Origin of the sequence: Actinomadura parmotrematis (assembly GCF_019458805.1) — a bacterium.
GTDB lineage: Bacteria > Actinomycetota > Actinomycetes > Streptosporangiales > Streptosporangiaceae > Spirillospora > Spirillospora parmotrematis.
Map to the genome: position 1 here is coordinate 196134 of NZ_JAIBOA010000005.1, position 24651 is coordinate 220784.

The window sequence follows — 24651 nt, forward strand, 5'->3', positions numbered from 1 at the left end:
GCCGGTGCGCCGCGACCGAGGCGGGCCGGGCCGGATCGGGCCGGGCCGGGTCGGGTCAGTGCTGGGGGATGTCGCAGCCGTCGGGGCCGCAGGTGTCGGCGTCGGGGGCGCCGGCGAGGGTGGTGAGGGGGCTGCGGCTGTCCCATGCCTGCTGGAGGGCCTGGGTGAAGACCTCGGCGGGCTGGCCGCCGGAGACGCCGAGGCGGCGGTCCAGGACGAAGAAGGGCACGCCGGTGGCGCCGAGGGCGGCGGCTTCGCGCTCGTCGGCGCGGACGCGGTCGGCGTAGGCGGCGGGGTCGTCCAGGACGGCGGCGGCCGCGTCGCGGTCCAGGCCGGCCTCGGCGGCCAGGTCCAGGAGCCGGTCGCGGTCGTAGATCGATCGCTGCTCGGCGAAGTTGGCGCGGTAGGCCAGGTCCAGGAGGCGTTCCTGGCGGCCGTGGTCGGCGGCGAAGTGCAGCAGGCGGTGGATGTCGAAGGTGTTGCCGTTGTCGCGGCCGTCGGTGATGTAGTCGAGGCCGGCGTCGCGGGCGTTGGCGGCGACGCGCTGCTCGGCCTGGCGGGCCTGCTCCAGGGTCATGCCGTACTTGGCGGCGAGCATGGGGACGACCTCGCTGGTGGTGCCGGTGGGCGAGGCGGGGTCCAGTTCGAAGGACCGGAAGACGACCTCGACCTGGTCGCGGTGGGCGAAGTCGGCGAGTCCCTGGGTGAAGCGGGCCTTTCCGATGTAGCACCAGGGGCAGGCGATGTCGCTCCAGATCTCGACCTTCATGCGGTTGTCAGCTCCCGAGTCGGCGTGGGGTGTTCGGTGTCGAATGATGTCCGGCACAACAGTCCAGGTCATGCCGGTTGTTCCCGGTTCGGGGTGGTGGGTGGGACGGCCGGGCGGGGGTTCGGGGGGCGTGCGGGGCGGGTGCGGTGGCTTAGGATCTCCGGTGTGCTGCGCCCCGATTACCCGTTGCGGACCGATCGCCTGCTGCTGCGTCCCTTCGAGCCGGGCGACCTGGCCGAGCTGTACGCCTACCAGTCGCTGCCCGAGGTGGCGCGGTTCCTGTACTGGGAGCCGCGCGATCTGGAGGAGTCGCGGGTGTTCCTCCAGCAGAAGATGGCCTCCTCTGCGCTGGAGAAGGAGGGCGACTGGCTGGTGATGGCGGTGCTGTGGCGCGAGACCGGCGCGCTGGTCGGCGAGGTCAACCTGCAGTGGCGCAGCCGGGAGCACCGGCAGGGCGAGATCGGCTACATCTTCAATCCGGCCTATCACGGCCGGGGGTTCGCGACCGAGGCGGCCGAGGAGGGCCTGCGGCTGGGGTTCGAGGACCTCGGGCTGCACCGGATCGTGGGCCGGCTGGACGGGCGCAACACCGCGTCGGCGCGGGTGCTGGAGCGGCTGGGGATGCGGCGCGAGGCGCACCTGGTGGAGAACGAGTTCGTCAAGGGCGAGTGGAGCGACGAGATCGTGTACGCGATGCTGCGCCGCGAGTGGGACGCCCGCTGACTCCCGGCCCGGCGACCCCGATCCGCCGGCCCCTCCCCCAGGAGCGCCGGCCGGTGACGCCGGCCGCTGATCGCGGCCCCGTGGCGCTGTCCGATGGTCGCGGGAGCGCCGTCCGGCGGTGGGGGCGGGGCGTGGTCAGGGGCGGTCGGCCTGGGTGGTGAGGTGGGCGGCCAGGTCGCGGACGGCGTCGCGCAGGGCGGCGGGTTCGCGGACGGTGAAGGGGTGGCCGAGTCCGGCGAGCATGCGGGCGGCGTCGGCGAGGTGCTCGACGCGCATGTCCAGGAGCGTTCCGCCGTCCTCGGCGTGCAGGGTGGCGACGGTGGCGGGGATGCGGCGGCGCGCGGTGGCGGGGTCGGTGTGCAGGAGCACGCGCACGCGGTGGGCGTAGGGCACGGCGGCCAGTGATCGGGTGAGGTGGCCGACGGGGTCGGTGTCGCCGGGGTCGTCGAAGGCGGTGTCGAGCAGGTCGGCGCTGTGGACGCGGTCCAGGCGGAAGGTGCGGGTGGCGGCGCTGCGGTGGTCGTGGCCGGTGACGTACCAGCGGCCGGCGTGGAAGACCAGGCCGTGGGGGTCGAGGTCGCGTTCGGTGCGCTCGCCCTTCCAGGAGCGGTAGGCCAGGCGGGTGCGGCGGCGGGTGCGGGCGGCGGTGGCCAGGGTGAGCAGGACGCCGGGCGCGGGGTCGGTGCCGTCGCGGGCGTCCAGGGTGAAGCCGAGGGTGTCCTGGAGGGCCTGGACGCGGTCGCGCAGGGCGGCGGGCAGCACGCGGGCGATCTTGGCGTGGGCGCTCTCGGCGGGGGCGGCGGGCAGGCCGAGGCGGCGTCCGGCGAGCAGGGCGAGGACGACGGCGGTGGCCTCGTCGCCGGTGAGCATCAGGGGCGGGAGCCGGTAGCCGGGCGACAGGCGGTAGCCGCCGTGGCGGCCGCGGTCGGCGGTGACGGGGATGCCGAGGTCGTCCAGGCGGGCGGCGTAGCGGCGGACGGTGCGCTCGTCGACGCCGAGGCGGGCGGCGAGGTCGGGTCCGGTGAGCCGGTGGTGGGTCTGCAGGAGTTCCAGCATGGCCAGCACGCGGGTGGTGGGGTGTGACACGGGTCACTCACCTCATCCGGGCGGAGGTCGTCCGGTTTCGATCGTAGCGTGCGGGCGTCGGAGGAGAGCGGCCGGTGCGAGGGTGCGGCGGCCGGTAGGTGAAGGGGTGAGGTCGTTGGCGACGTTCGTGCTGGTTCCGGGGTTCTGGTTGGGCGGCTGGGTGTGGGAGGCGGTGGCGGCGCGGCTGCGCGGGGCGGGTCACGAGGTGCACGCGGTGACGCTGGCGGGGCTGGCCGAGCGGGCCGGCGAGGCGTCCCCTCAGGTGGATGTGGACGCCCACGTGCGCGACCTGGTGTCGCTGGTGGAGGGCCGGGGCCTGCGCGAGGTCGTGCTGGTGGGGCACAGCGGGGCGCACATGCCGGTGGCGGGTGCGGTGGACGTGCTGGCGGCGCGGTCGCCGGGCCGGGTGGCGCGCGTGGTGTACGTCGACACCGCGCCGATGCCGTCGGGGATGGCGTCGCTGGACTTCGGTCCGCCCGGGGAGCGGGCCGAGGTGGAGCGGCGGGCGGCCGAGGAGGGCGGGGGGTGGCTGATCCCGGTGCCGCGGTTCGTGCCCGCGGAGGGGCCGTCGCTGGAGGGGTTGTCGGCGGCGGATCTGGAGGCGCTGCGCACGCGGGGGACGCCGCAGCCGCTGGCGACGGCGACGCAGGCGCTGCGGCGTCCCGATCCGCTGCCGCCGGTGCCCTCGACGATGGTGGCGTGCTCGATGCCGGTGGCGGCGGTGCGGGCGATGGTGGCGTCGGGGGCACCGGTGTTCGCGCCGATGGCGGGGCCGGAGTGGGAGTTCCGGGAGCTGGCGACGGGGCACTGGCCGATGCTGTCGGAGCCGGCCGCGCTGGCGGGGCTGCTGGCGGAGATCAGCGAGCGGGGGCCGTCGGTGCGGGGGGTGTGCGGGCGGGGATGAGGGCGCGTCCGGCGGTGCCGAGCAGGGTGCCGAGGGCCCAGCCGGCGAGGGCGTCGGTGGCCCAGTGGTAGCCCAGGGCGACGACGGCGACCGCGACGGTGGCGGCGAGGGCGTGCGCGGCGATCCGCCATCGGCGGGCGGCGCCGGTGAGGGCGGTGATGACCAGCCAGCAGGCGGCGGCGTTGGCGGCGTGGCCGGAGGGGTAGGACAGGTAGCCGTCCTGGAACAGCAGGTCGTGGCCGGTGCGGGGCGGGGTGCGGCCGAAGGCGATCTGGGCGCCGCGCACGATGATCTCGGTGGACAGCAGCCACAGGCCGCCGCGGACGGCGGTCCACACGTCGCGGGCGCGGCGGGCGGCGGCCAGGACGGCCAGGGCGGTGAGGGTGCCGACGAGCCAGTACTGGCCGGCGTTGACCAGGGTGCGCCAGAACCAGTGCCAGGGGCCGGTGCGGGGCGGCAGTCCGTCGGCGAACAGCCAGGTGTCCAGGTGGCGGAGCGGGCCGCCGGCCAGGACGTCGGCGGTGGTGGCGACGGCGACCACGGCGGCGGCGACGGCGAGACCGCGGGCCGCGCCCCTGCGCGCGGTCGCGCCCGCGGTCGCGCTCGTGGTCACGATCGCCGTCGCGTCGCCGGTCGCGCTCGCGTCGGTAGTCGCGCTCGTGGTGGCGCTCGCGTCGGTGGTGGTGGCGGGAGGGCGTCCTCCCCCGGTTCGGCGGCCCTGCATGCCTCCGATCCTGCCTCATCTGCGGTGATGCCGCGGACGGCGGCGTCCCGGGCGCGCCGGGACACCGCCGGAGAGGGCCGTCGGGGGGCGGCCGGCCGGGGTCAGGCGTCGGGGGCGGCGGGCCGGGCGGTGACGGGCAGGGTGCCGTCGGTGTAGGCCTTGCGGCAGGCGCTGCGGGAGATCTTGCCGCTGCTGGTGCGGGGCAGGCCGCCGGGTTCGATGAGGACGACCTCGCTGACGCGCACGTCGTGGTGCTGCTTGACGGCGGCGCGGACGGCGGCGGTGACCTCGCCGATGTCCAGGCGGCGGATGGGGACGCGGCGGTTGCGTTCGGCGACGACGACGAGGTTCTCGGTCTCCTCGCCGCGGACGGCGAACGCGGCGGCGTACTCGCGGCGCACGCCGTCGTGGGCGTGGTAGGCGGTGTACTCCAGGTCCTGCGGGTAATGGTTGCGGCCGTCGATGATGACCAGGTCCTTGATGCGGCCGGTGACGTAGAGCTGGCCGTCGTGCCAGACGCCGAGGTCGCCGCTGCGCAGCCAGGGGCCCTCGGGCAGGTCGCCGCGGTCGCCGGTGAGGGTGGCGCCGAAGGTGTCGGCGGTGTCGGCGGGGCGGTTCCAGTAGCCGGCGGTGACGTTGGGGCCGTGGATCCAGATCTCGCCGACCCTGCCGTCGGGGCGGCGGGCGCCGGTGGCGGGGTCGGCGATGGCCAGGTGCTGGCCGTAGGGCTGCCCGCAGCCGACCAGGACGGTGGCGCGTTCGTGGTCGCGGTCGACGGGGACCAGGGTGCCGTCGCCGAGGGCGTCGCGGTCGACGGGGGTGACGGTGGGGGGTTCGTAGCGGGAGGAGGAGCAGACGTAGACGGTGGCCTCGGCCAGGCCGTAGGCGGGGACCTGGACCTCGGGGCGCAGGCCGTGGTCGCGGTAGGCGTCCAGGTAGGCGGTGAGGGTGTGCTCGCGGATGGTCTCGGCGCCGTTCATGAACACCTGCACGCCCGACAGGTCGAGGGCGGCCTTCTCCTCCTCGGGGACCTTGGTGGACAGGTACTCGTAGGCGAAGTTGGGCGCGCAGGTGAAGGCGTGGGACTGGCGGGAGAGCAGCTCGAGCCAGCGGGTGGGGCGCATGATGAAGGCGACGGGGTCCATCAGGACGGCGGGGCTGGCGTGGGCGATGGGCAGGGCGATGGCGGTGACCAGGCCCATGTCGTGGAAGAGGGGGAGCCAGTTGACGCCGGTGGACACGCGCGGGATGCCGTCGAAGGTGCCCCAGCACTGCTCGGCGTTGACGGCGATGTTGCCGTGGGTGACCATGACGCCGGCCGGGACGCGGGTGGAGCCGGAGGTGTACTGCAGGTAGGCCAGGTCGTCGGCGTCGATGGGTTCGTCGTCCCAGGTGAGGGTGGGGTCGACGGCGTCGACGGCGAGGATCTCCTTGGGGTGGGGGACGGTTCCGGTGGCGAAGAACGCCTGGACGTGGGGCAGGGCGGCGGTGGTGGTGAGGACGGTCTGGGGTTCGGCGTCGCCGTAGACGGCCAGGAGGCGGTCGGCGTGGCCGGGCAGGTCGGGGGAGAACAGCGGGACGGCGATGACGCGGGCGTACATGCAGCCGAGGACGGCGACGATGTAGTCCAGGGTCTGGGGGGCCAGGATGGCGGCGCGCTCGCCGGGGGCGGTGATCTGGCGCAGGGCGGCGGCCAGGGCGCGCGAGCGGCGGTCCAGTTCGGCCCAGGTGAGGTCGATGGCGGTGCCGTCGGGGTCGGTGCTGTAGTCCATGAAGGTGTAGGCGCGGTCGTCGGGGTACTGCTCGGCCCAGCGGGCGAGGCGCTGGACGAGCGGGGTGCGGTCCAGGGCGTGGGGGTCGGGCGGTGTCGGGGCGCTGGTCATGGGGGCTGCCTTTCGGGGGGCCGCACGGGCCGGGCGGGGCGGGTTCGGATGACGCGGGGGCGCGGGGTCAGGCGCCTCGGGGTCAGGTGGCGCGGCGGGTGGCGAGGCGTTCGTGGTCGGGCCAGCGCACGTCCCAGACCCAGCCGGCCTTCTCCATGAGCCAGATGACGCGGGCGCTGATGTCGATCTGGCCCTTGAGGACGCCGTGGCGGGCGCAGGTGGGGTCGGCGTGGTGCAGGTTGTGCCAGGACTCGCCGAAGGAGGGGATGGCGAGCCACCACACGTTGCGCGACCGGTCGCGGGTCTTGAAGTCCTCCTTGCCGAACACGTGGCAGATGGAGTTGATGGAGAAGGTGATGTGGTCGCCGGCCAGCACGCGCAGCAGCCCGGCCCAGAACAGGGCGGTGACGGCGCCGTGCCAGGACCAGGTGAGCAGGGCGCCGAGGCCCATGGGGACCAGCAGGGTGGTGGCGGCGATGAGGACGTAGACGTCGTTGCGGCCGAGGAACCGCAGGTCGGGGTCCTTCAGCAGGTCGGGGGCGTACTTGGTGCGCGAGGTGCGGTGCTTGCGGAACAGCCAGCCCATGTGGGCGTGGAACAGGCCCTTGGTGAGGCCGATGACGCCGGGGCCGTAGGCCCAGGGCGAGTGGGGGTCGCCCTCCTGGTCGGCGTACTTGTGGTGGCGGCGGTGGTCGGCGACCCAGAAGATGACCGAGCCCTGCCAGGCCTGGCCGCCGAGGACCGCCAGGGCGATGCGCAGCCAGCGCTTGGCCTTGAAGCCGCCGTGGGTGAACAGGCGGTGGTAGCCGACGGTGATGCCGAGGGCGTTGAAGGGGTAGAGGAACGCGAAGATCGCCACGTCGGTCCAGCCGAGGCCCCAGCCCCAGAAGAAGGGGACGGCGGCGGCGAGGCCGACGATGGGCGCGACGACGAACACCACGACGCTGGCCCGTTCGATGAACGGGACCGGTTTGGGAGAGATGTCGGGCAGCGGGGCGCGCTGGCCCACATCGGCGGTACCCGCGGTCATGGGGGCTCCTTGGTGCGGTCGGGGACGTCGGGCGGCCGGGGGCGCCCCGTGATGGTGGCCACGAACGTACGGGCGGCGCCCGGAGGTGTCTTTGTGCTGGCGTCACCAGTTGGCTGTGCGATTGTGAAGCCCGGTGACAAGAACCCTGGTCAGCGCGTCGCGTCCCGCCGGGGCGGGGCCGGGGGTCGCCTGACCGGTCGCGGACGGCCCGTCGCCGGGTGCTGTGAGGGATGAGCCCGCAGCGTGCAGCGCTCTCCTCCTGATCGGGGTTCAGGGTGGAGGCGGCGCGTCGACGGATAGGCGGGCATGGAGTCGTGCCGTGTGCCGGGAGGCGGCGGTGACGGCGTCAGCGTCACGCCGAGGGCGCGCCGTTTTCGCCCGTCCCGTCGCCCGTCCCGTCGCCCGTCCCGTCGCTGGTCGCGTTACCTGTCGCGTCGCCGGTTCCGTCGTTCGTTCCGACGCCGGCGCCGCCCCTCGTCCCGTCCTCCGTCCTGTCGTTCGTTCTGCTGTCCGGCCCGTCGTTCGTTGCGTCGTCGGGGGGCGTCTGCGGCTGCCGGTCTTGCCTGCCGGAGTCGCGGTGGCGGCGGTGCAGGGCCAGGTGCGTGCGGCTGTGGCGGCGGGGGGCGGTGACGGCGGTGAGGGGGTGGTCCTCGACGGTGTAGCGGCGGATGTAGGCGCTGAGGAAGGCTTGCAGGCTCGCGCCGACGGGCAGGGCGAGCAGGGCGCCGATGGGGCCGATGACGGCGGTGCCGCCGATGACCATGCCGAAGGCGACGGCGGGGTGCATGTCCAGGGTGCGGGCGGTGATGCGCGGCTGCAGGAGGTAGTTCTCGAACTGCTGGTAGGCCAGGATGAACAGCAGGACCCACAGGGCGGTGATGGGGCTGCTGGCCAGGGCGATGAGGACGGGGACGGCGCCGGCCAGGTAGGTGCCGACGGTGGGGATGAACTGGGAGACCACGCCGACCCACAGGGCCAGGGTGAGGGCGTAGGGCACGTCCAGCATCCACAGGACGGCGAAGTGGGCGACGGCCGAGAACACCGCGAGCAGGGCGCGCGAGTAGATGTAGCCGCCGGTCTTGTCGATGGCGATCTCCCAGGCCCACAGGACCTGGCGCTGGCGGCGGGGCGGCAGCAGCGAGCAGACGGCGCGGCGGAACTGGGGGCCCTGGGCCGACAGGTAGAAGGTGAACAGCAGCACGCCGAGGCCCTGGAACAGCACGCCGGCGGCCGTCGCGCCGATCCCCCACACGTTGCCGGCGAGGTCGGAGACGTGCTTGGACAGCTCGTCGGTGATGGTGGGCAGGCGGGTGAGGACGTTGCTACGCGACAGGTGGGTGCCGAAGGTGCCGTTGATCCAGTCGATGACCTGGTCGACGTAGCCGGGGAAGCCGGAGATCAGGGTGGTGGTCTGGGAGAGCAGCAGGGAGCCGAGGACGCCGAAGAAGGCACCGGCGCAGATGCCGATGACGACGAACATCAGGCCGGTGGCCAGGCCGCGGCGCCAGCCGCGGGCGGCGAGCCAGTTGACGGCGGGTTCGATGGCGAAGGCCAGGAACAGCGAGGTCAGCAGGAGCAGCAGGAGGCTGCGCAGGCGTTCCAGCAGCCACAGTCCGGCCACGAACATCAGGACGGTGGCGCCGAACAGGACGAAGGCGCGCGGCAGCCAGGAAGGCATGCGGTGCGGGTCGGGTGCGGCGCCGCCGCCTCCGGCGCCACCATCGCCGCTTCCGCTTCCGCTGCCGCCGGCGCCGGGGATGGTGGGGTCGGCGGGCAGGGCCGTGATGCCTGGCTGGGGCGCGCCGGTGCGGTCGTCTCCGCGGGCGTCGCCGCTGCTGTCGGTGCTGGTGGGGGCGCTGGGCGGCGGGGTGCGGGGTGCGGGGTCGCCGGGTGTGTGCGCCATAACGGGTCACGCTAGGGCGGGTGCGGCCGGGCGCGCGGTGAAGGGCGGGGCGCCGTGCGGAGGTTTTGCCGAACCTTCAGGTCCCGTGGACGGGCGGTACCCGCGCCTCCGTCGCGGGTGGCGCGGCGGATTTCGGCCCGGTGCATCCCTACGGCCCGGTTCCCGTCCGGTTTTCGAGCGGGTCGGCGGTGCGGTCAGGGGCGCGGGGCGGTGTGGGGGGCAAGGCGGGAGTCGAGGTCGTCCAGGTGGTGGCGCAGCGTGGTGTGCAGCCAGTCGGCGCCGGCGGTGCAGTGGGCGAGCAGCCAGGGCGGCAGGGCGGCCGGGGCGGGGAGGCTGTCCGGGAGGCCGTCCGCGTCGAGGCGGTAGTGGATTTCGGGGACGGCCGGGTGGGGCGGGCCTGTCGTCTGGGGCGTGTCGCGGTCGGTGAGGACGGCGATGAGGTCGGGGCGGGCGGCGCGGGCGGCGTGCAGGAGGGCGTTCAGGTCGGGGCGGCCGTTCTCGCCGTTCCCGGCGTGCTCGCCGTTCCCGGTGTCTGGGGTGTGGAGGGTGTGCAGGCGCGGGCAGAGGCGCGTCAGCCGGTGGGCGAGGGCGTGCAGGGGCGTGGTGCCGGGCGCCTCGGGGTGGCGGGTGGTGTCCAGGACCAGGGCGAGGGTGCCGTGGAAGGGGGCGGCGGTGTCCAGGTTCAGGTCGGCGTCGGCGAGGGGCGGGGTGCGGAGGGGGTCGGGCGGAGGGCAGGCGGTGGGCGGGGCGTCGGGGGCGCCGGTGTACAGGTCGGTGACGCGGGTGAGGACGTGGGGTGGGGGCGCGGGGGTGAGGAAGCGCAGCAGGCGGCGTTGCAGGTGGGGGGAGCCGGTGTCGCCTGCGGCGATGCGGCGGGCGCAGTGGCGGGCGGTGCTGGTGCCGAGGGCGTGTTCGTAGCAGTCGAGCAGGGCGGTGCGGCGGGTGGCGATGAGGGTGGGGGCGTCGGGGTGTTCCAGGACGAAGCGCAGGATCGCGCGGGTGGTGTGCTTGTGGTTGGCGCGCAGGCGGCGCAGGGCCAGCAGGGTGGTGAGGACGGTGGCGGGCGGCAGGGCCAGGGTGAGGACGCGGGCGGTGGCGGCGAGGGTGGCGCGGGTGGGCGCGTCCAGGCCGGCCTGGGAGGCGGCGAGGATCTGCAGCAGGGTGCGGGCGCGCTGCCAGGGGTGGGTGCCGGCGGTGAGCGACAGCAGGGCGTAGCGCTCGGGGGCGGCGCGGTGGGCGGCGCGGTGCAGGCCCGCGTCGTCCCAGCACAGGGTGCCGCCGCGCGGCAGGGTGAGCGGTGTGCCGTGGGCGTGCAGGTGGGCGAGCAGGCCGGGGGTGTCGATGGGGCCGGGGGTGTCCATGTGTGCCTCCGCGAACATGGAGTCTAGGAACGCTCGCGGGTGCCCTGGCAACGGGTTTTGATCAGGCGGGTCCGCGGGCCGCTCCCCCGGCGCCGTCCGGGGCGCCGTCCGGGACGGCGTCGCGGCCGGTGTCGCCGTCGGTGGGGTCCTTCCCGGGGCCGGCGGCCTCGCCCGTGGCGGGGTAGCCGGCGATGCCGTGTTCGAGCAGATCGAAGGCGCGGTCGGCGACGGCGTGCATCTCGCGCAGGAGGTCCTCGGTGCCCGCTCCGGCCAGGCGGCGGTCCAGGGCGTGCCGGGTGAGGCCGCCCTGCACGGCCATGATCATGGCGGCGACGGTGCGGGGGGTGATGTCGCCGGGGCCGGCGCCGGTGGCCTCGGCCAGGGCGGCGGCGAGGCGTTCCTCGGAGCGGCGGCCGATCTCGCGCTGGAAGGCGACCAGGGCGGGGCTGGCGTTGACGGTCGCGGCCCAGCGTTCGGCGCCGGGGTGGACGCCGCTGTAGATGACGTCGTCGTCCAGGCCGGCGTGGAAGGCGCGGCGGAAGGCGGCGGCGGCCGACTCGCCGGGGCGGCGGGCGGCGAAGACCGCGGCGGCGTGCTCGACGACCTCCTCGATGCGGTCGAAGAACAGCTCTTCCTTGGTCTTGAAGTAGTTGAAGACGGTGTTGACCGACACGTCGGCGGCGCGGGCGACGTCGGCGACGGTGACCTGGTCGAAGCCGCGCTCCAGGAACAGTCCGGTGGCGATGTCGGCGATGTGCAGGCGCGTCCGGCGCTTCTTGCGCTCGCGCAGCCCCGGTTCGGGCGCGGCCGGGCCGGCGTTCGGGTCGGTCATGCCCCCGATCCTATCTTCGCTGGATCGACACAAATTTTTCAGTGACACCAAGTTTGCTGTTACTCTACTTTTCGTTGGTGCGGGTACGGCTGCGGGAGGCGGCGTGGGTGGAGCGGACATGATCGAGGCGAGCGGGCTGGCGCGCTCGTTCGGCTCCGGGCGGGGGCGGGTGGAGGCGGTGGCCGGCCTGGATCTGGCGGTCGCGGCGGGCGAGGTGGTGGGCCTGCTCGGTCCCAACGGGGCGGGCAAGAGCACCACGATGCGGATGCTGGCGACGCTGCTGGCGCCCTCGGCGGGGCGGGCGCGGGTGGCGGGCCGCGATCTGCGGACCGATCCGGGCGGGGTGCGGCGGCGCATCGGCTACGTGGCGCAGGGCGGCGGGACCGGCCCGGACGTGCCGGTCGCCGAGGAGCTGGACTTGCAGGCGCGCCTGTACGGGGTGGCCGACCGCGGGGCGCGGACGGCGGAGCTGCTGCACCGGCTGGACCTGGCCGATCTCGCGGGGCGGCCGTGCGGGACGCTGTCGGGCGGGCAGCGTCGGCGGCTGGACGTGGCGCTCGGGCTGGTGCACGCGCCGGCGCTGGTGCTGCTGGACGAGCCGTCCACGGGCCTGGACCCCCACAGCCGGGCCGGGCTGTGGGAGCACGTGGCGGGGCTGCGCGACCGCGAGGGCACGACGGTGGTGGTGAGCACCCACTACCTGGAGGAGGCCGACGCCCTGTGCGACCGCGTCCTGATCATCGATCGGGGGCGGGTGGTGGCCGAGGGCTCGCCCGCCGACCTCAAGCGGCGCGTGTCGGGCGATGTGATCGTGGTGGAGCCGGGCGCCGGCGCGGAGTTCGGCGCCGGCGGCGGAACGGGGGCGCCGGGGTCGCCGGGGGTGCTGGAGCGGGCGCGTGCGGCGCTGGCGGTGCGTCCGGAGGTGCACGAGGTGGCGGTGGCGGGCGGCCGGCTGCGGCTGCGGGTGCAGGACGGTGAGCGCGCCGTGCCGCAGGTGCTGCGGTCGCTGGAGGCGGCGGGCCTGCCGGTGGCGTCGCTGAGCCTGGCGCGTCCCTCGCTGGACGATGTGTTCCTGGCCGTGACCGGGCGGCCTTTGGGCGAGGCGGCCTGATGGCGGAGGCGGCGGGCGCGGCGAGGGCCGGCGGGGCACGAGCGGACGGCGGTGCGGGGCGGCGGGACGGTTTCCCGGCCGGGACGACCGGCGGCATCGGCGCCGCCACGGGCGACGGCGCCGAGAACATCGAAGAGAGGACGGTCATGGGCACGGCGGACAGGACGGACAGGACGGACGTGGCGGGCGGGACGGAGAGGACGACGGCGCCGGCGGGCGAACGCGAGAAGCGGACGGCCGGCACGGCGCGCGGGACGGCGGTGACGAGCGGCGCGGACGCCGCGTCCAGGACATCTGGGACAGCCGGGGTGACCGCAGCGGACGATGTGGCCGCGGTGGACGGGACGGGCGGGTTCGGTGCGCTGGTGCGCGACACCTGGCTGGTGTTCGCCCGGCACGGCCGGCGGACGCTGCGCACCAAGGTGGCGGTGGCGTTCGGGGTGATGCAGCCGCTGCTGTATCTGGTGCTGTTCGGTCCGCTGCTGGCCCAGGTGGCGGGGACGCGCGGGTTCGGCGAGGGCGGGGCGTGGCAGGTGTTCGTGCCCGGCGTGATGGTGCAGCTGGCACTGTTCGGTGCGGGTTTCGTCGGGTTCGGGTTGATCGCCGATCTGCGGTCGGGGGTCGTGGAGCGGCTGCGGGTGACGCCGATCAGCCGGGCGGCGCTGCTGGCGGGGCGCGTCGCGCACGACACGGCGGTGGTGACGGTGCAGGCGGTGCTGCTGCTGGGGGTCGGGACGGCGTTGGGGCTGCGCGCGCCGGTGGCGGGGGCGGTCACGGCGGTGGCGCTGGTGGTGGTGCTGGCGGTGGCGGTGGCGTCGCTGTCGTACGTGCTGGCTCTGGCGACCCGCTCGGAGGACGCGTTCGCGCCGCTGCTGTCGGCGGTGACGCTGCCGCTGATGCTGCTGTCGGGGATCTTGCTGCCGATGGGGATGGCGCCGGGCTGGCTGCGCGCGCTGTCGTGGTGCACTCCGCTGCGGTACGTGGTGGACGCGGCGCGGGCGGCGCTGCTGGGGCGGTTCGAGTCGGTGGCGCTGGTGCGGGGCGCGGGCGTGGCGCTGGTGCTGGCGGCGCTGTCGTTGGCGCTGGGCGTGCACCGCTTCCGCCGCGAGAACGCCTGACGCCGCACCCTGTCCGCCCCCCTCCCCCGGAACCCTCCAGCGCTCCCCACGCTCTCGGTGCGTGTCGTCGGCGTTGTCGCGGGGCGTTCCCTTGCGGGGTGCCGCGGGGTTTGCTGGGTGTTGATGGTGGATGTCGCCCGCTGGGCGGTGGATGAGGTTGTCGGAGGGTTCGGGCCGGTGGCGTGGTCGGGGCTAGGATGCGCGGGATGAGTTGGCAGGGGGCCGGGGCGCAACCCGGTGCAGGCGGTGGGCCGCCCACGGCGGCGGGGACCTCGGACGGGCGGGCCGACCTGTTCGCCGCGGTGGAGGGCAACGTCGCCGAGCTGGTGGCCTCGCCGTGGTGGCAGGGCGCGCCGCCGCCGCAGCGGGCGCAGCAGATCGTCGCGCGGATGCTGTGGAGCGCGGGCGAGTGGTGGCTGTACGGGGCGTGGGGGCGCTGGTACCGGTGCGGGCTGGACGGCAGCTGGCATCCCAGCCCGCCGCCGTCGGACGCGGCCGAGCGGGCGGTGGCGCAGCCGGCGCCGCAGGGCGCCGGGACGCCGCCGGTGCCGCCGCAGCTGTTCCCCACGGGTCCGGATCTGCGCAGCGGGCGGATGACGTCGACGGGGTTCCTGGGGGCGCTGCCCGACACCGCGGTGGTGGCGCGGATCTCGCAGGCGCTGACGACGGCGCTGGCGGTGAACCCGGCGCAGTTCGCCCAGCACGATCCGATGTTCCAGCCGGGGACGCCGAGCACGGTCGCGGCGGCGTGGGGGGCGCTGCTGTGGTGCGCGGGGGCGCCGGTGGCGCTGACCGAGCATCCGCTGATCGAGTCGTTCACCTACTACCTGACCACTCCGGCCGAGCGGCTGCACTGGATGATGCCGCCGGACTTCGCCACGCTGGCGGGCTACTACGCGGCGCGGTTGGGTGCGGGCGACGGTGCGGGCGCCGCGCATGTGGCGCGGGTGATGTACGAGGTCGCCTCGGGGTTGCAGGGCGATGCGCGGTTCCGTCCGGGCGCCGATGCGCTGGCGGCGGTGACGGGGCTGTCGCTGCGGTACGTGCAGCAGGATCTGGCGACGGCCCGGTACGGGCCGGCGGCGGTGGTGCAGGAGTGGCGGCGGCGCTGCCCGCCGGAGTTCACCACGCCGCTGATGCGCGACACCGCGCCCGGGGAGTATCTGCGGCTGGCGCTGTACGACCTGCAGCAGCTGGTGGCGGCGCTGGGCGGGGCGTCGGTGGGCGGGCCGGGCGGCCGCGGGCACGACCGGGTGCGCCATGCCGGGCTGGCGGTGCTGGCGGCGGATCTGCAGGCGGCGCCGGCGGCGCTGGGCGCGCTGGCGCGGTGGCTGGATCCCGAGAGCGCGCGCGTGCTGCAGGGGGTGCTGGCCGATCCGGGGCATCCGCTGCGGGCGCTGTGGCCGGTGGAGGGGCGGCTGCCGGAGGTGCTGCGCACCCAGGACGCCGAGCTGCTGGCGGCGCTTTTGTCCACCACCTACAGCCTGGGGCTGACGTGGTGCCGGCTGGCGCAGGTGCCGCCGCCGGCGACGGGGTTCGCGGTGCCGCAGGCGGTGGCGGCGGAGCTGACCTCGCCCGCGCTGTACACCCCGCCCTCGACCGATGAGCTGAGCGCGTGGGACATCATCTCGGCGGCGCGGGCGCATCTGGCGGCCGAGCGGGCGGGTTCGGCGCCCGACGCGCCGGTGGCGCCGCTGCCGCCCGAGCGGCGCGAGGCGCCCGAGCCGCCGCCCGCGGTGGCGCCGGCCCCGCCGCCGCAGGCGCCACCGGGCGTGGACGCCGCGGGCCTGAACGCACCGGGGATGGACGCAGCGGGTCCGCCGTTCGCAGGTTCGCCCGGCCCGCCCGGCCCGCCCGGTCCGTCCGGCCCGTCCGCGCCGGACTCGTTCACGCCGGGTTCCTTCATGCCGGGCCCGTCGACGCCGCCGCCGGTCCCTCCGCCGGGCGATGCCGGTCCTTTTGCGGGCTACCCGGGCGCGGGGCGTCCGGGCGATGGTGGAGCGGCCGGGGACGCGGGTTCCTGGGACGAGCCGCCGCGGATCGCGCCCCCTCCCCCGCCGCCCCTGCCACCGGGTCACACGTCCGGTCACATGCCCGGGCAGGCGTCCGGGCAGGCTCAGGGGGCGCCGCCCGTGACCGAGTCCTCCGGTGGCGGCGGTGGCACTGCCTCGGGGAGTGAGGCGGCTTTTGAGTCGCCTCCTCCGTTGCCGCCCCCGCCTCCGCTCCCGCCGGTGTCGCCTGCGCCGCCGACGGCGGTGGCGTGGCCGGGGGCCGAGGACGCGGGACAGGGTGCTCCGGCGTGGCCGCAGGCGCCGGCGACGCAGTTCGATCCGGGGGCCGATGCGGGGACGCGTCTGGATGCGGGCGTGCAGGCGCCGCAGCCGCCGCGCACGCAGCTGGACACCGGTGGCGGCCGGGGCTGGACGGCGGGTGCGTCGGCGGGGGCCGGGGGGCCGGAAGTGCCGCCGCCGCCCGCGCCGGTGGCCGAGGCGCCGCCGCCGGTGCCGCCCGCGCCGGTCGAGCCGTCGGGTCCGCGGATCGTGGAGGCCTACGGGATCCGTTTCCTGTGCGGTGCCGATGACATCGAGCGGGTGGTGACCGAGGTGCGGCGGCGCGGCAAGTGGGCGGCGCGGCTGCGGGGGCAGGAGGTGTCGTCGGCGTCGGTGCCGGCGCTGCTGCTGATCGGCGGCCCGTCCAGCGGGCAGCGGCGGCTGGCGCGGATGGTGGCGCGGGCGCTGGCGGAGGTGCAGGTGTCCAGCGGCGAGGTCCGCACGGTGCACGCCGAGCAGGTGCGGGAGGGCGGTCCGGAGGGGCTGCGGGCGGCGCTGGACGAGCACGCGGGGCACGCGCTGGTGCTGGAGGGCCTGGACGAGCTGATCCTGGACGCCGGGCAGGGCCGCGCCTACGCCTCCGCGCTGTACCGGGCGCGGTTGGAAGGGGTCAGCGACACGGCGCTGCTGGCGACGTGCGCGCCCGAGCGGGTGGGTGAGCTGTCGGCGGCGTCGCCGGAGCTGCTGGCCGATCTGCGGGCCGTGCGGCTGCCGGATCTGTCGGATCCGCTGGTGCGGGAGGGTCTGCTGGGGTTGCTGGCCGAGGAGCGGCGGTTGCGGCTGGAGGCGGGTGCGTGGCCGGTGGTGCGGCGTGAGCTGCCGCTGCTGCGGGGCCGGGGCCGGCTGGTGGGCGCGCGGTTGATCGAGGCGTATCTGGACCGGGCGGCGACGCGCGAGCTGGGTCGTGCCGAGGCGACGCAGGCGATCGGCAGTGCGGGTGCGCTGGTGCTGTCGGCCGCCGACTTCGCCGGCGTCGCCCAGGAGCTGTCGGCGACCTGACCCCCGGGCACGGCGGGCCTCGGCGCCCGCCCGGCGCCGCGCCGCTGTGCGGCGCCGGGCGGCGTGGGGGTCCCGGTGCCCGCGATGCCGGGGGTCGGGCCGCGTGCGGCGATCCGCCGCGACGGCCGCGCGGGCGTGCCGCCGGGCGGCGGGAGATGCGGGCCGGTCGCGGCCCGCGGGTCAAGCGTCGATGCCGCTGCCGCACGGGCCGGAAGCCGGGACCGGGAGCGGGACCGGGCGTCGGCCCGGGTCAAGCATCGCGGTCGCATCGGTCGGGCGCCGGGGGCGGGACCGGACGCGGGGGCCGGCTCAGCGGCGCGGTCGCGTCCCGAGATGGGGGCCGGGCGGCTATTGGCCGGGCCGGGGTCCCAGAGGGCCGCCCGTCGATTCGGCGGCGCCGGTGGGTTCCTTGCCGGCGGGTTCCTTGAGTTCGATGAACATCGCGTGGGTGTCGGTGTCGCCGATGTTCTCGCCCGCGTGCTCCTGGGCGTCCAGCCAGCGGGCCTGTCCCGCCTCCAGCCTCACCTGCGCCTGCCGGTCGCCGGAGGTCAGCCGGCGGGTGAAGGACGACAGGGTCACCATGACGCTGTCGGGATGGGCGTGCGGGCGGGTCTTGTCGCCGGGGCGGTCGCGGTAGGCCAGCACCCGGACCCGCTCGTTCTCGAAGACCACCGAGTAAAGGTCGGGGTTGGTCGCGACGGGATCGTGGCTCATGACCGCCTCCCAGGGGTCCGCCGTTCGTGGGACACGAGTCCCACATGGGATGACAGTACCATGATGGGCATGTCGGTACCATATGAACTGACCGGCCGCCACCGGCAGAAGGCCCGCACCCGCCTCGCCCTGGTCCAGGCCGCCCGGCGCCTGCTGGCCGACGGCGTCGAACCCGCGGTGGAGGACGCGGCCGCCGCGGCGGGGATCTCCCGCACCACCGCCTACCGGTACTTCCCCAACCAGCACGCCCTGCTGTCGGCCGCCCATCCCGAGATCGACCGGTCCACCCTGCTGCCGCCCGACCCGCCCGAGGACGCGGCGCAGCGGCTGGAGCTGGTCATGGCCGCCTTCACCCGGCTCACCCTGGACTGGGAACCCCAGCTCCGCGCTTCCTTGCGCCTGTCCCTGCAGCCCGGGGCCGACCAGCCCGCGCTGCGCGGCGGACGCGCCGTCGCCTGGATCCAGGACGCCCTCGCCCCGCTCCAGCGCACCCACCCCGGTCTGGACGTCCACCGTCTGGCGGTGGCGATCCGCTCGGCCACCGGCATCGAGTCCCTTGTCTGGCTCACCGACATCGCCGGTCAGACCCGGGCGCAAGCCGCACAGACCATGTGCTGGACAGCGCACGCCATGCTCACCGCGGCCCTGGACCAGCACCCGTCCCGGCCGCGCCCGCCACGCGGACCCTGACTCTCCCGGCTCTCACCGGCGCTTCCCGGCCGGAGGCCGCCATGGCGTGCGCGCCGGCGCGGGCGGGCCGGCGGGCGGGGGCGCGGTGTCAGGGGGTGGTGAGGCGGCGGGTGAACCAGACGGTCTTGCCGGCGGGTTCGGGGCGGGTGCCGAAGTCGGTGGCCAGGGCGTGGACCAGCAGGAGGCCGCGGCCGTCCTCGGACCAGTCGAGCAGGGCGGGGCCGGGGCCGGGCGGTCCGGGGGCGGTGGGGTCGCCGTCGGTGATCTCGGCGGTGAGGACGGTGCCGGCGGCGGTGGCGTCCAGGCGCAGGCGCAGGGTGAGGGGGCCGGTGCCGTGGACGACGGCGTTGGTGAGCAGCTCGTCGACCATGAGGACGATGTCGTCGGTGTCGGCGGGGTCGCCGATGTGCCAGTCGGTGAGGGCGTGGCGGGTGAGGGTGCGGGCGCGGGCGACGGTGCGGGTGCCGGGGGCGAGGTTCCAGGCGGCGGTGCGCGGGGTGCGCGGAGCGGGCCGGGCCGGGGCGGGCGCGGGCTGGTGGTGTGCGGGGGTCGTGTGCGCGGCGGCGTGGGTGGGTGGCGGGGCGGCCGGGTGGGCGGCGGTGGGGTGCGTGCGGCCGCCGCCGTGTGGTCCCTCGATGGTGTCGGTCCCGTCGATGCCGAGCGCGTTGGTGCTCATCCCCGTACTCCTCACTGTCGCCGGTGCGCGGTGGTGACCGCGTCGTGGTGGTGTCCCGGCGTGCGCCGCGCGGGGGGCGGTGCCTCCCGCGTCCGTCATGGGGAAGACGCGGGGCGGGGCGGGGTGGTGCACGGACGCAGACAACCCTCACCTGGAGGTGAGGTGGGCGACACGTGCGCGGTGAAGGGCGCGTGGTTGAGCCGGGCAGTGCCCGGGGGCGGTTACAGTGGAGGACGTCGGTGTGGTTTGTGTCCCCCGGGCTCTAATTACAGCCTTCGAGGAATACCGCCGGGCCCTTGAGGTCACGGGCCGAGAGCCTCGTTGTGCCTTTCGCCGTGAGGCGACCGCCCACACCGGCGTCCGCGCCGTGGTGTCGGCGACGACTTCGTGCCGTCGCCGACACCACGGCGTTCTGCATTCCCTACCGAGGGGACATGGCGCGCGCCGTGCACGACCGCGCGCAGGGACGTGTCTCGCCCGCCCTCCTGTCTCGCCCGCCTGCCCGCGTGCCGTCTGCCACCTGCCCGCGTGCTCGGCCGTGTGGCTGGTCGTGTGGCTGGTCGTGTGGGTAGCGGCGCCGGTGTCGTTCCTGCGGCGGGGTCGCCGGTGAGCCGCGCGTCGTCGCCGGCCGCTGCGGCCGGGTGCGCGTCGTGGCGGCCGTCGCGGGTCTTCGCGCCGTCGCGCCACCGTCGCACTGCCGTGACCTCGAGCCGTCACGCCGTCGCGTTGTTGAGCCCGTCGCGTTGTTGAGCCCGTCGCGTTGGTGTGCTGTCGCGTCGGTGCGGTGGTGTCGGGGTGAGGCGCGGGCGGGGCTGGTGTTGGGGCGGGTCAGCTGAACAGGGTGGCCAGGGCGGCGCCGATGACGGTGGCGATGCCGGTGAGGGCGAGGAGGACGGCTGCGGCGATGCGCAGGTGCAGGCGGGTGCGGGAGGCGCGGTGGCGGGTGAGGCGGCGGGCGAGCCGCGGGTCGTCGGCGCGCAGGTGGGTCTCGATCTGCTCGAGGATCTTCCGCTCGTGTGTCGACAGCGCCATGGGCGTCCCTTCAGGGGCGGGGCAGTGAGATGTTCCTGCCCCGCGGGCGCGGTTTTCATCCGTGCCCGCGGCGGGCCTCTGTCCTGGTGCGGGGCGGGCCGCCGCCGGCGGGTCAGCCGCGGTTGGGTTTGGGGACGGTGACGGTGACGGCGCGGGCGGGGGCGCTCTCGTGGTGGAGGCGGTCCAGCGCGGTGACGGTGTAGGTGTAGGTCTTGCCGGGGGCGGCGGTGGGGTCGATGATGCCGCCGCCGCGGATCGAGGCGACGAGCCGTCCGCCCTCGAGGGGGGTGCAGCCGGGGTGGGAGCCGTCGCGCCGGTAGACGGCGTAGGAGGTGGCGCCTTCGGAGACCCGCCAGGTGATCTTGGCGCCGCGGTTGCCGGTGACGCCCTTGCCGGTGCTGGTGTCGGTGTCGCCGCCGGTGGCGGCGGGTTCGGCGTGGACCTGCTGGACGGCGGGGGGCGGGTTGCCGGTGCCCGAGGGCGGGGGCAGCGCGGGGCGGCTGTAGTGGTCGGCCTGCAGGCGGGTGGCGAAGCCGCGCCGGTTGGCGGCCAGGTCGGCGGCCGAGAAGTAGACGTCGCCGCCGATCTGGGGGTGGCGGGCGTTGACGGCCAGGTGGCGCGACAGTTCGGCGGGTTTGCGCCAGGTGGCGTCCTCGCCGACGCGGTAGGCGGCCTGGCCGATGTACAGGCGGGTGGCGGTGCCGGCGACCTGCTGGGACCACCAGGCGGTCAGGGTGGTGTAGTCGGCGCGGGGGTCGCCGATCGGCCAGTACAGCTGGGGGACGACGTAGTCGATCCAGCCCTGCTTGATCCATTTGCGGGTGTCGGCGTACTGGTCGTCGTAGCTCTGCAGGGCCTTGGTGGCCGATCCGGCGGGGTCGTTGCTCTTGTTGCGCCAGACGCCGAAGGGGCTGATGCCGAAGCGGACCCAGGACTTGGCGGCGTGGATGCGGCGCGACAGGTCGCGCACCAGGGTGTCGACGTTGGCGCGGCGCCAGTCGGCCTTGTCCTGGCCGTGGCCGTAGGTCTTGTAGGTGGCCTGGTCGGGGTAGTCGCCGTCTTCGGGGTAGGGGTAGAAGTAGTCGTCGAAGTGGACGGCGTCGATGTCGTACTTGGTGACGACGTCCAGGACGGCCTTGGTGACCAGGTCGCGGACCTGGGGCAGGCCCGGGTCGTACCACAGGCCGCCGCCGTACTCGCGGACCCAGTCGGGGTGCTCGCGGGCGGGGCTGGAGGCGGGGAGCTTCTTCAGGTCGGTGTCGCGGGAGATGCGGTAGGGGTTGAACCAGGCGTGGAATTCCAGGTTGCGGGCGTGGGCCTCGCGCAGCAGGAAGTCCAGGACGTCGTAGCCGGGGTTCTTGCCGGGGGTGCCGGTGAGCCACTGCGACCAGGGTTCGTAGGGCGAGGGGTAGAAGGCGTCGCCGTTGGGGCGGATCTGGACGAACACGGCGTTGAGGTTGAGGGCCTGGGCGGTGTCCAGGAGCCGGCGGTAGGACGCCTGCTGCTGCGCGACGGTCTTGTCGCCGGTGCGGGGCCAGTCGATGTTGGCGACGGTGGCGATCCACATGCCGCGCAGGTCGCGTCCGGCGGGGTCGGCGGCGGGCCGCAGGGCGGGGCATTCGGCGGCGGCGCCGGCGCGGACGGGGTCGGTCGCGGGGGCGCCCGGGCCGCCGCAGGCCGCCAGCGCGCCGGCGGCGAGGACGCCGGCGGTCAGGGCTGAGGTGATCGTGCGGGTCGCCTGTGGGGTTCGTCGCCTGGCCATAGCGGCCCATTGTCACCCATGGGCCGCGGTGCTCGGGACCGAACGCGGCGCTCGGCGTTTCGGACATGCCCCTCCCGCGGCGCGCCCGGCGGGAGGGGCGTGAAGGACGGTGCGTGCGGGGACGCAGGGCGCGGGGTGCGGGGTGCGGGTCAGCGCAGGGTGGACAGGCCGCCGTCGACGTGCAGGACCTGGCCGGTGATGTAGGAGGCGCGGTCGGACAGCAGGAAGAGCGCGGCGTCGGCGACCTCCCAGGCGGTGCCCTGGCGGCCGAGGGGGATGAGGCGGGCGGTGCGGTCGCGGTCGGTGTTGCCGGCCGAGGCGGCGCGGCCCATGGCGGTGTCGATGAGGCCGGGGGCCACGACGTTGGCGCGCACGCCGTGCGGGGCGGCCTCGGCGGCGATGTGGCGGACCAGGCCGGTGAGGCCGGCCTTGGAGGCGTCGTAGGAGGGCGAGGAGCTGCCGGGTTTGGTGCCGGCGAGCGAGCCGGTGAACACCAGGGCGGCGCCGGGCTGCAGCAGGGGCAGGGCGGCGCGGGCGATGAGGAAGGGGGCGCGCAGGTTGACGGCCAGGACGTGGTCCCAGTCGGTGAGGGCGGTGCCGGCCAGGCCGTAGCCGGCGCCGATGCCGGCGTTGACGGCGACGGCGTCCAGGCCGCCCATGGTCAGCGCTGCGGCCGCGACCATCTCGGCGCAGGCGTCGGGGTCGGCGATGTCGGCGGTGAGGACGTGGGCGGTGCCGCCCTCGCCGGTGACCAGGCCGGCGGTGGCGGTGGCGGCGCCGGTGTCGAGGTCGGCGCAGGCCACCTCGGCGCCCTGGCGGGCGGCGGCGACGGCGATGGCGCGGCCGTTGCCGATGGGGGCGTCGGGGTCGTCGCTGGGGCGGGTGCCGGCGCCGACGACCAGCAGGCGTCGTCCGGCCAGCAGCGGGGGCGCGGGCTGCGCGGAGGCGGGCATGGGTCCGCACCCTAACCCCGCGGGACCGCCCTGCACAGGTCCCCGCGCGAGCTCCCGCCTCGGCCCCGCGCCGGTTCCCGCACCGGTTCGCCGGGTCGCCGGGGGGCCGCCGGAGGGGCGGGCGGGATCGGTAGGGTCGGGGCGCATGGACGAGGGCACGAGCGCGGGCACGGGCGGGGAGCCGGTGGTGCTGGAGCGCGCCGCGGGGGTCGGCGGGGAGCTGGTGCTGCGCCGGGCGGGCGCCGACTACGAGATCATCAGCAACGGGGTGTTCCTGATGGACACCCGCAACGGCGAGTCCGAGCGCCTGCTGGTGGAGGCGGCGCTGGAGGGGACCGCGGGGCCGGCGCGGGTCGCCATCGGCGGGCTCGGCGTGGGGTTCTCGCTGGCGCGCGCCGCCGCCGACCCGCGGGTGGCGCACGTGACGGTCGTGGAGCGCGAACCGGCGGTGGTGGCCTGGCACGCCGGGCCGCTGCGGCCGTTCTCGGCGGGGGCGCTGGAGGACGGGCGCGTGCGGGTGGTGTGCGCCGACCTGCTGGACTGGCTGCAGGACGCGGTGCCCGCCGGCGGCACGCAGGCGGACGCGGGCGCGGGTGCGCGGGCGGGTGCGGGGTTCGACGCGGTGTGCCTGGACATCGACAACGGCCCGCACTGGACGGTGACGCCGGGCAACGCGCGGCTGTACGACGCCGACGGCCTGGCGCGGCTGGCGGGCCTGCTGGCCCGCGGTGGGACGCTGGCGGTGTGGAGCGCGGGCGAGGCGCCGGGGTTCGCCGAGCGGCTGGCCGAGCGGTTCGCCGACGTGCGGGCGCGTCCCGTCCCGGTGCCCCGCGGCGAGCCCGATGTGGTGTACCTGGCGCGCGGGCCCCGCTGATCCCCGGTCCCGGTCGCGCCCGCCCTGCCTCCGCCCGTGGGCGCGGTCGATGGGCGGCCGGGTGGTGAAGGCCAGGTCGGACGGCCACAAAGCCGCGGCCGGTGTTTTGCACGGTGCCGCGCTGCCCCTCCCGAATGCGATTCGCTAGGTTTTCGCCTCGGAGCAATCTTTGGAGGGTTTTGTGGCTACTGCTCACGTGTCCCCGCGCCGCGCCGCCGTCCTCGGCGACCTGCTGCCCGGTTCCCTGGCCCGCGACGCCGCCCTGGTGGCGGGGGCGGCCGCGTTCGTCGGGGTGATGGCCCAGATCAGCGTGCCGCTGCCGGGGACGCCGGTGCCGGTGTCGGGCCAGACCTTCGCCGTGCTGCTGGCCGGCGCCGCCCTCGGCTGGGGACGCTCGGCCCTCGGCATGCTGGTCTACCTCCTGGCCGGCATGGCGGGCGCCCCCTGGTTCGCCGACGGCGGCTCGGGCACCTCGCTGCCCACGCTCGGCTACGCGATCGGCTTCGTGGTCGCCGCCGCCGTCGTCGGGCACCTGGCCGCCCTCGGCGGCGACCGCACGCCGCTGCGCACCGTGGCGACCATGGCCCTCGGCACGGTGATCATCTACTTGGCGGGCGTCCCCTACCTGGCCGCCTCGCTCGGGGTGGACCTGGGCAAGGCCGTCCACCTCGGCCTCACGCCCTTCCTGGTCGGCGACGCCCTGAAGGTGGCGCTGGCCGCGGGCCTGCTGCCCGCCGCCTGGAAGCTGGCCGGCCGCACCCGCTGAGCACCCCGCCCGCACGCGCCCCCGGCGCCCCGCCGCCCCACGCGGCGGGGCGCCGCCTCGTTCCGGTCGCCTCGTTCCGGTCGCCTCGTTCCGGTCGCCTCGTTCCGGTCGCCTCGTTCCGGTCGCGCCGTCTTGGTCGCGCCGTCTTGGTCCCGTTCGTTCTGGCCGCCTCGCTCCTGCGGCTTCCTTCCGCGGCCTGCCAAGGCGGCTAGGGCGGCGCGACCGGGCCTGGGCGAGCCAGCTGGGCGAGGCGGTCGGGCGAGGCGGTCGGGCGAGGAGAGTGAGTGAGCACAAGGCGGGCTCACCGTGCTCTTCCATGCCGGTGCAGGCGGAAGGCCGCCGCGCAGCCCCCGCACGCGAGGCGCGCGGGGGGGCTGCGCCAGGGCTTGCGGGGGCCGTGCGCGGGGCCGC

General features: G+C 75.7%; 21 protein-coding genes. 8 read left to right on the forward strand and 13 right to left on the reverse strand.

Annotated features, from left to right (window positions below; genetic code table 11):
• Window positions 1-55 precede the first annotated feature (55 nt).
• Window positions 56-769, reverse strand: a complete 714-nt coding sequence (locus tag K1Y72_RS10210) for a DsbA family oxidoreductase (protein ID WP_220165483.1) — start codon at window positions 767-769, stop codon at window positions 56-58.
• A 165-nt stretch (window positions 770-934) separates the two neighbouring features.
• Here K1Y72_RS10210 and K1Y72_RS10215 point away from each other — a divergent pair, with 165 nt between their 5' ends.
• The gene (locus tag K1Y72_RS10215) at window positions 935-1492 is read left to right on the forward strand and encodes a GNAT family N-acetyltransferase (RefSeq protein ID WP_220165485.1); all 558 of its coding nucleotides are present in this window, start codon (window positions 935-937) and stop codon (window positions 1490-1492) included.
• Between the two features lie 135 nt (window positions 1493-1627).
• Here the strand turns inward: K1Y72_RS10215 and K1Y72_RS10220 are convergent, their stop codons facing one another.
• A complete protein-coding gene (locus tag K1Y72_RS10220; RefSeq protein ID WP_308286991.1) occupies window positions 1628-2578 on the reverse strand; it encodes a helix-turn-helix transcriptional regulator in 951 nt (316 codons plus the stop codon).
• Window positions 2579-2684: 106 nt separating this feature from the next.
• On the opposite strand from K1Y72_RS10220, the gene K1Y72_RS10225 reads away from it, so the two are divergent.
• Window positions 2685-3482, forward strand: coding sequence for an alpha/beta fold hydrolase (locus K1Y72_RS10225; RefSeq protein WP_258572272.1), 798 nt, complete (start codon window positions 2685-2687; stop codon window positions 3480-3482).
• Here K1Y72_RS10225 and K1Y72_RS10230 read toward each other — a convergent pair.
• The 6 genes from K1Y72_RS10230 to K1Y72_RS10255 form a co-directional block, all read right to left on the reverse strand.
• Window positions 3436-4206: a phosphatase PAP2 family protein gene (locus tag K1Y72_RS10230; RefSeq protein WP_220165487.1), complete on the reverse strand. Its 771-nt coding sequence runs from the start codon at window positions 4204-4206 to the stop codon at window positions 3436-3438. The two genes, K1Y72_RS10225 and K1Y72_RS10230, sit on opposite strands and share 47 nt — an antisense overlap.
• 101 nt (window positions 4207-4307) lie before the next feature.
• Window positions 4308-6089, reverse strand: coding sequence for a fatty acyl-AMP ligase (locus K1Y72_RS10235; protein WP_220165489.1), 1782 nt, complete (start codon window positions 6087-6089; stop codon window positions 4308-4310).
• 82 nt (window positions 6090-6171) lie between these two features.
• Window positions 6172-7119, reverse strand: a complete 948-nt coding sequence (locus K1Y72_RS10240) for an acyl-CoA desaturase (RefSeq protein WP_220165491.1) — start codon at window positions 7117-7119, stop codon at window positions 6172-6174.
• A 352-nt stretch (window positions 7120-7471) separates the two neighbouring features.
• On the reverse strand, window positions 7472-9022 hold the full coding sequence (locus K1Y72_RS10245) for an AI-2E family transporter (protein WP_258572201.1): 1551 nt from the start codon (window positions 9020-9022) through the stop codon (window positions 7472-7474).
• A gap of 194 nt (window positions 9023-9216) precedes the next feature.
• Complete coding sequence (locus tag K1Y72_RS37085; protein WP_220165493.1) at window positions 9217-10383, reverse strand: hypothetical protein; 1167 nt, start codon at window positions 10381-10383, stop codon at window positions 9217-9219.
• Window positions 10384-10444: 61 nt separating this feature from the next.
• Window positions 10445-11215 (reverse strand): TetR/AcrR family transcriptional regulator, encoded by a 771-nt coding sequence (locus K1Y72_RS10255; protein ID WP_220165495.1) that lies wholly within the window; start codon window positions 11213-11215, stop codon window positions 10445-10447.
• 118 nt (window positions 11216-11333) lie between these two features.
• Between K1Y72_RS10255 and K1Y72_RS10260 the strand changes: the two genes are divergently transcribed.
• The 3 genes from K1Y72_RS10260 (at window position 11334) to K1Y72_RS10270 (ending at window position 16773) form a co-directional block, all read left to right on the forward strand.
• Window positions 11334-12326, forward strand: a complete 993-nt coding sequence (locus K1Y72_RS10260) for an ABC transporter ATP-binding protein (RefSeq protein ID WP_220165497.1) — start codon at window positions 11334-11336, stop codon at window positions 12324-12326.
• The gene (locus tag K1Y72_RS10265; RefSeq protein WP_258572202.1) at window positions 12326-13444 is read left to right on the forward strand and encodes an ABC transporter permease; all 1119 of its coding nucleotides are present in this window, start codon (window positions 12326-12328) and stop codon (window positions 13442-13444) included. The genes K1Y72_RS10260 and K1Y72_RS10265 overlap by 1 nt, the downstream gene beginning before the upstream one ends.
• Window positions 13445-13650: 206 nt before the next feature.
• A complete protein-coding gene (locus K1Y72_RS10270; protein ID WP_220165499.1) occupies window positions 13651-16773 on the forward strand; it encodes a hypothetical protein in 3123 nt (1040 codons plus the stop codon).
• Between the two features lie 348 nt (window positions 16774-17121).
• Here K1Y72_RS10270 and K1Y72_RS10275 read toward each other — a convergent pair whose 3' ends face one another.
• The gene (locus K1Y72_RS10275) at window positions 17122-17487 is read right to left on the reverse strand and encodes a cupin domain-containing protein (protein WP_220165501.1); all 366 of its coding nucleotides are present in this window, start codon (window positions 17485-17487) and stop codon (window positions 17122-17124) included.
• A 69-nt stretch (window positions 17488-17556) separates the two neighbouring features.
• On the opposite strand from K1Y72_RS10275, the gene K1Y72_RS10280 reads away from it, so the two are divergent.
• A complete protein-coding gene (locus tag K1Y72_RS10280; protein ID WP_220165503.1) occupies window positions 17557-18177 on the forward strand; it encodes a TetR/AcrR family transcriptional regulator in 621 nt (206 codons plus the stop codon).
• An 88-nt stretch (window positions 18178-18265) separates the two neighbouring features.
• Here K1Y72_RS10280 and K1Y72_RS10285 read toward each other — a convergent pair whose 3' ends face one another.
• The 4 genes from K1Y72_RS10285 to K1Y72_RS10300 form a co-directional block, all read right to left on the reverse strand.
• Window positions 18266-18853: an ATP-binding protein gene (locus K1Y72_RS10285; protein WP_220165505.1), complete on the reverse strand. Its 588-nt coding sequence runs from the start codon at window positions 18851-18853 to the stop codon at window positions 18266-18268.
• Between the two features lie 828 nt (window positions 18854-19681).
• On the reverse strand, window positions 19682-19885 hold the full coding sequence (locus tag K1Y72_RS10290) for a DUF3040 domain-containing protein (RefSeq protein WP_220165507.1): 204 nt from the start codon (window positions 19883-19885) through the stop codon (window positions 19682-19684).
• Between the two features lie 112 nt (window positions 19886-19997).
• Window positions 19998-21647 carry a glycoside hydrolase family 10-like protein gene (locus tag K1Y72_RS37090; protein ID WP_220165509.1) on the reverse strand — a complete coding sequence of 550 codons (1650 nt, stop codon included), beginning with the start codon at window positions 21645-21647 and terminating at the stop codon, window positions 19998-20000.
• A gap of 149 nt (window positions 21648-21796) precedes the next feature.
• Window positions 21797-22600 carry an SDR family NAD(P)-dependent oxidoreductase gene (locus K1Y72_RS10300; protein ID WP_220165511.1) on the reverse strand — a complete coding sequence of 268 codons (804 nt, stop codon included), beginning with the start codon at window positions 22598-22600 and terminating at the stop codon, window positions 21797-21799.
• 145 nt (window positions 22601-22745) lie between these two features.
• Between K1Y72_RS10300 and K1Y72_RS10305 the strand changes: the two genes are divergently transcribed.
• Window positions 22746-23474, forward strand: a complete 729-nt coding sequence (locus K1Y72_RS10305; protein ID WP_220165513.1) for a spermidine synthase family protein — start codon at window positions 22746-22748, stop codon at window positions 23472-23474.
• A gap of 181 nt (window positions 23475-23655) precedes the next feature.
• Entirely contained in the window at window positions 23656-24240 is a 585-nt protein-coding gene (locus K1Y72_RS10310) for a biotin transporter BioY (RefSeq protein ID WP_220165515.1), read from the forward strand.
• The last annotated feature ends 411 nt before the right edge of the window (window positions 24241-24651 follow it).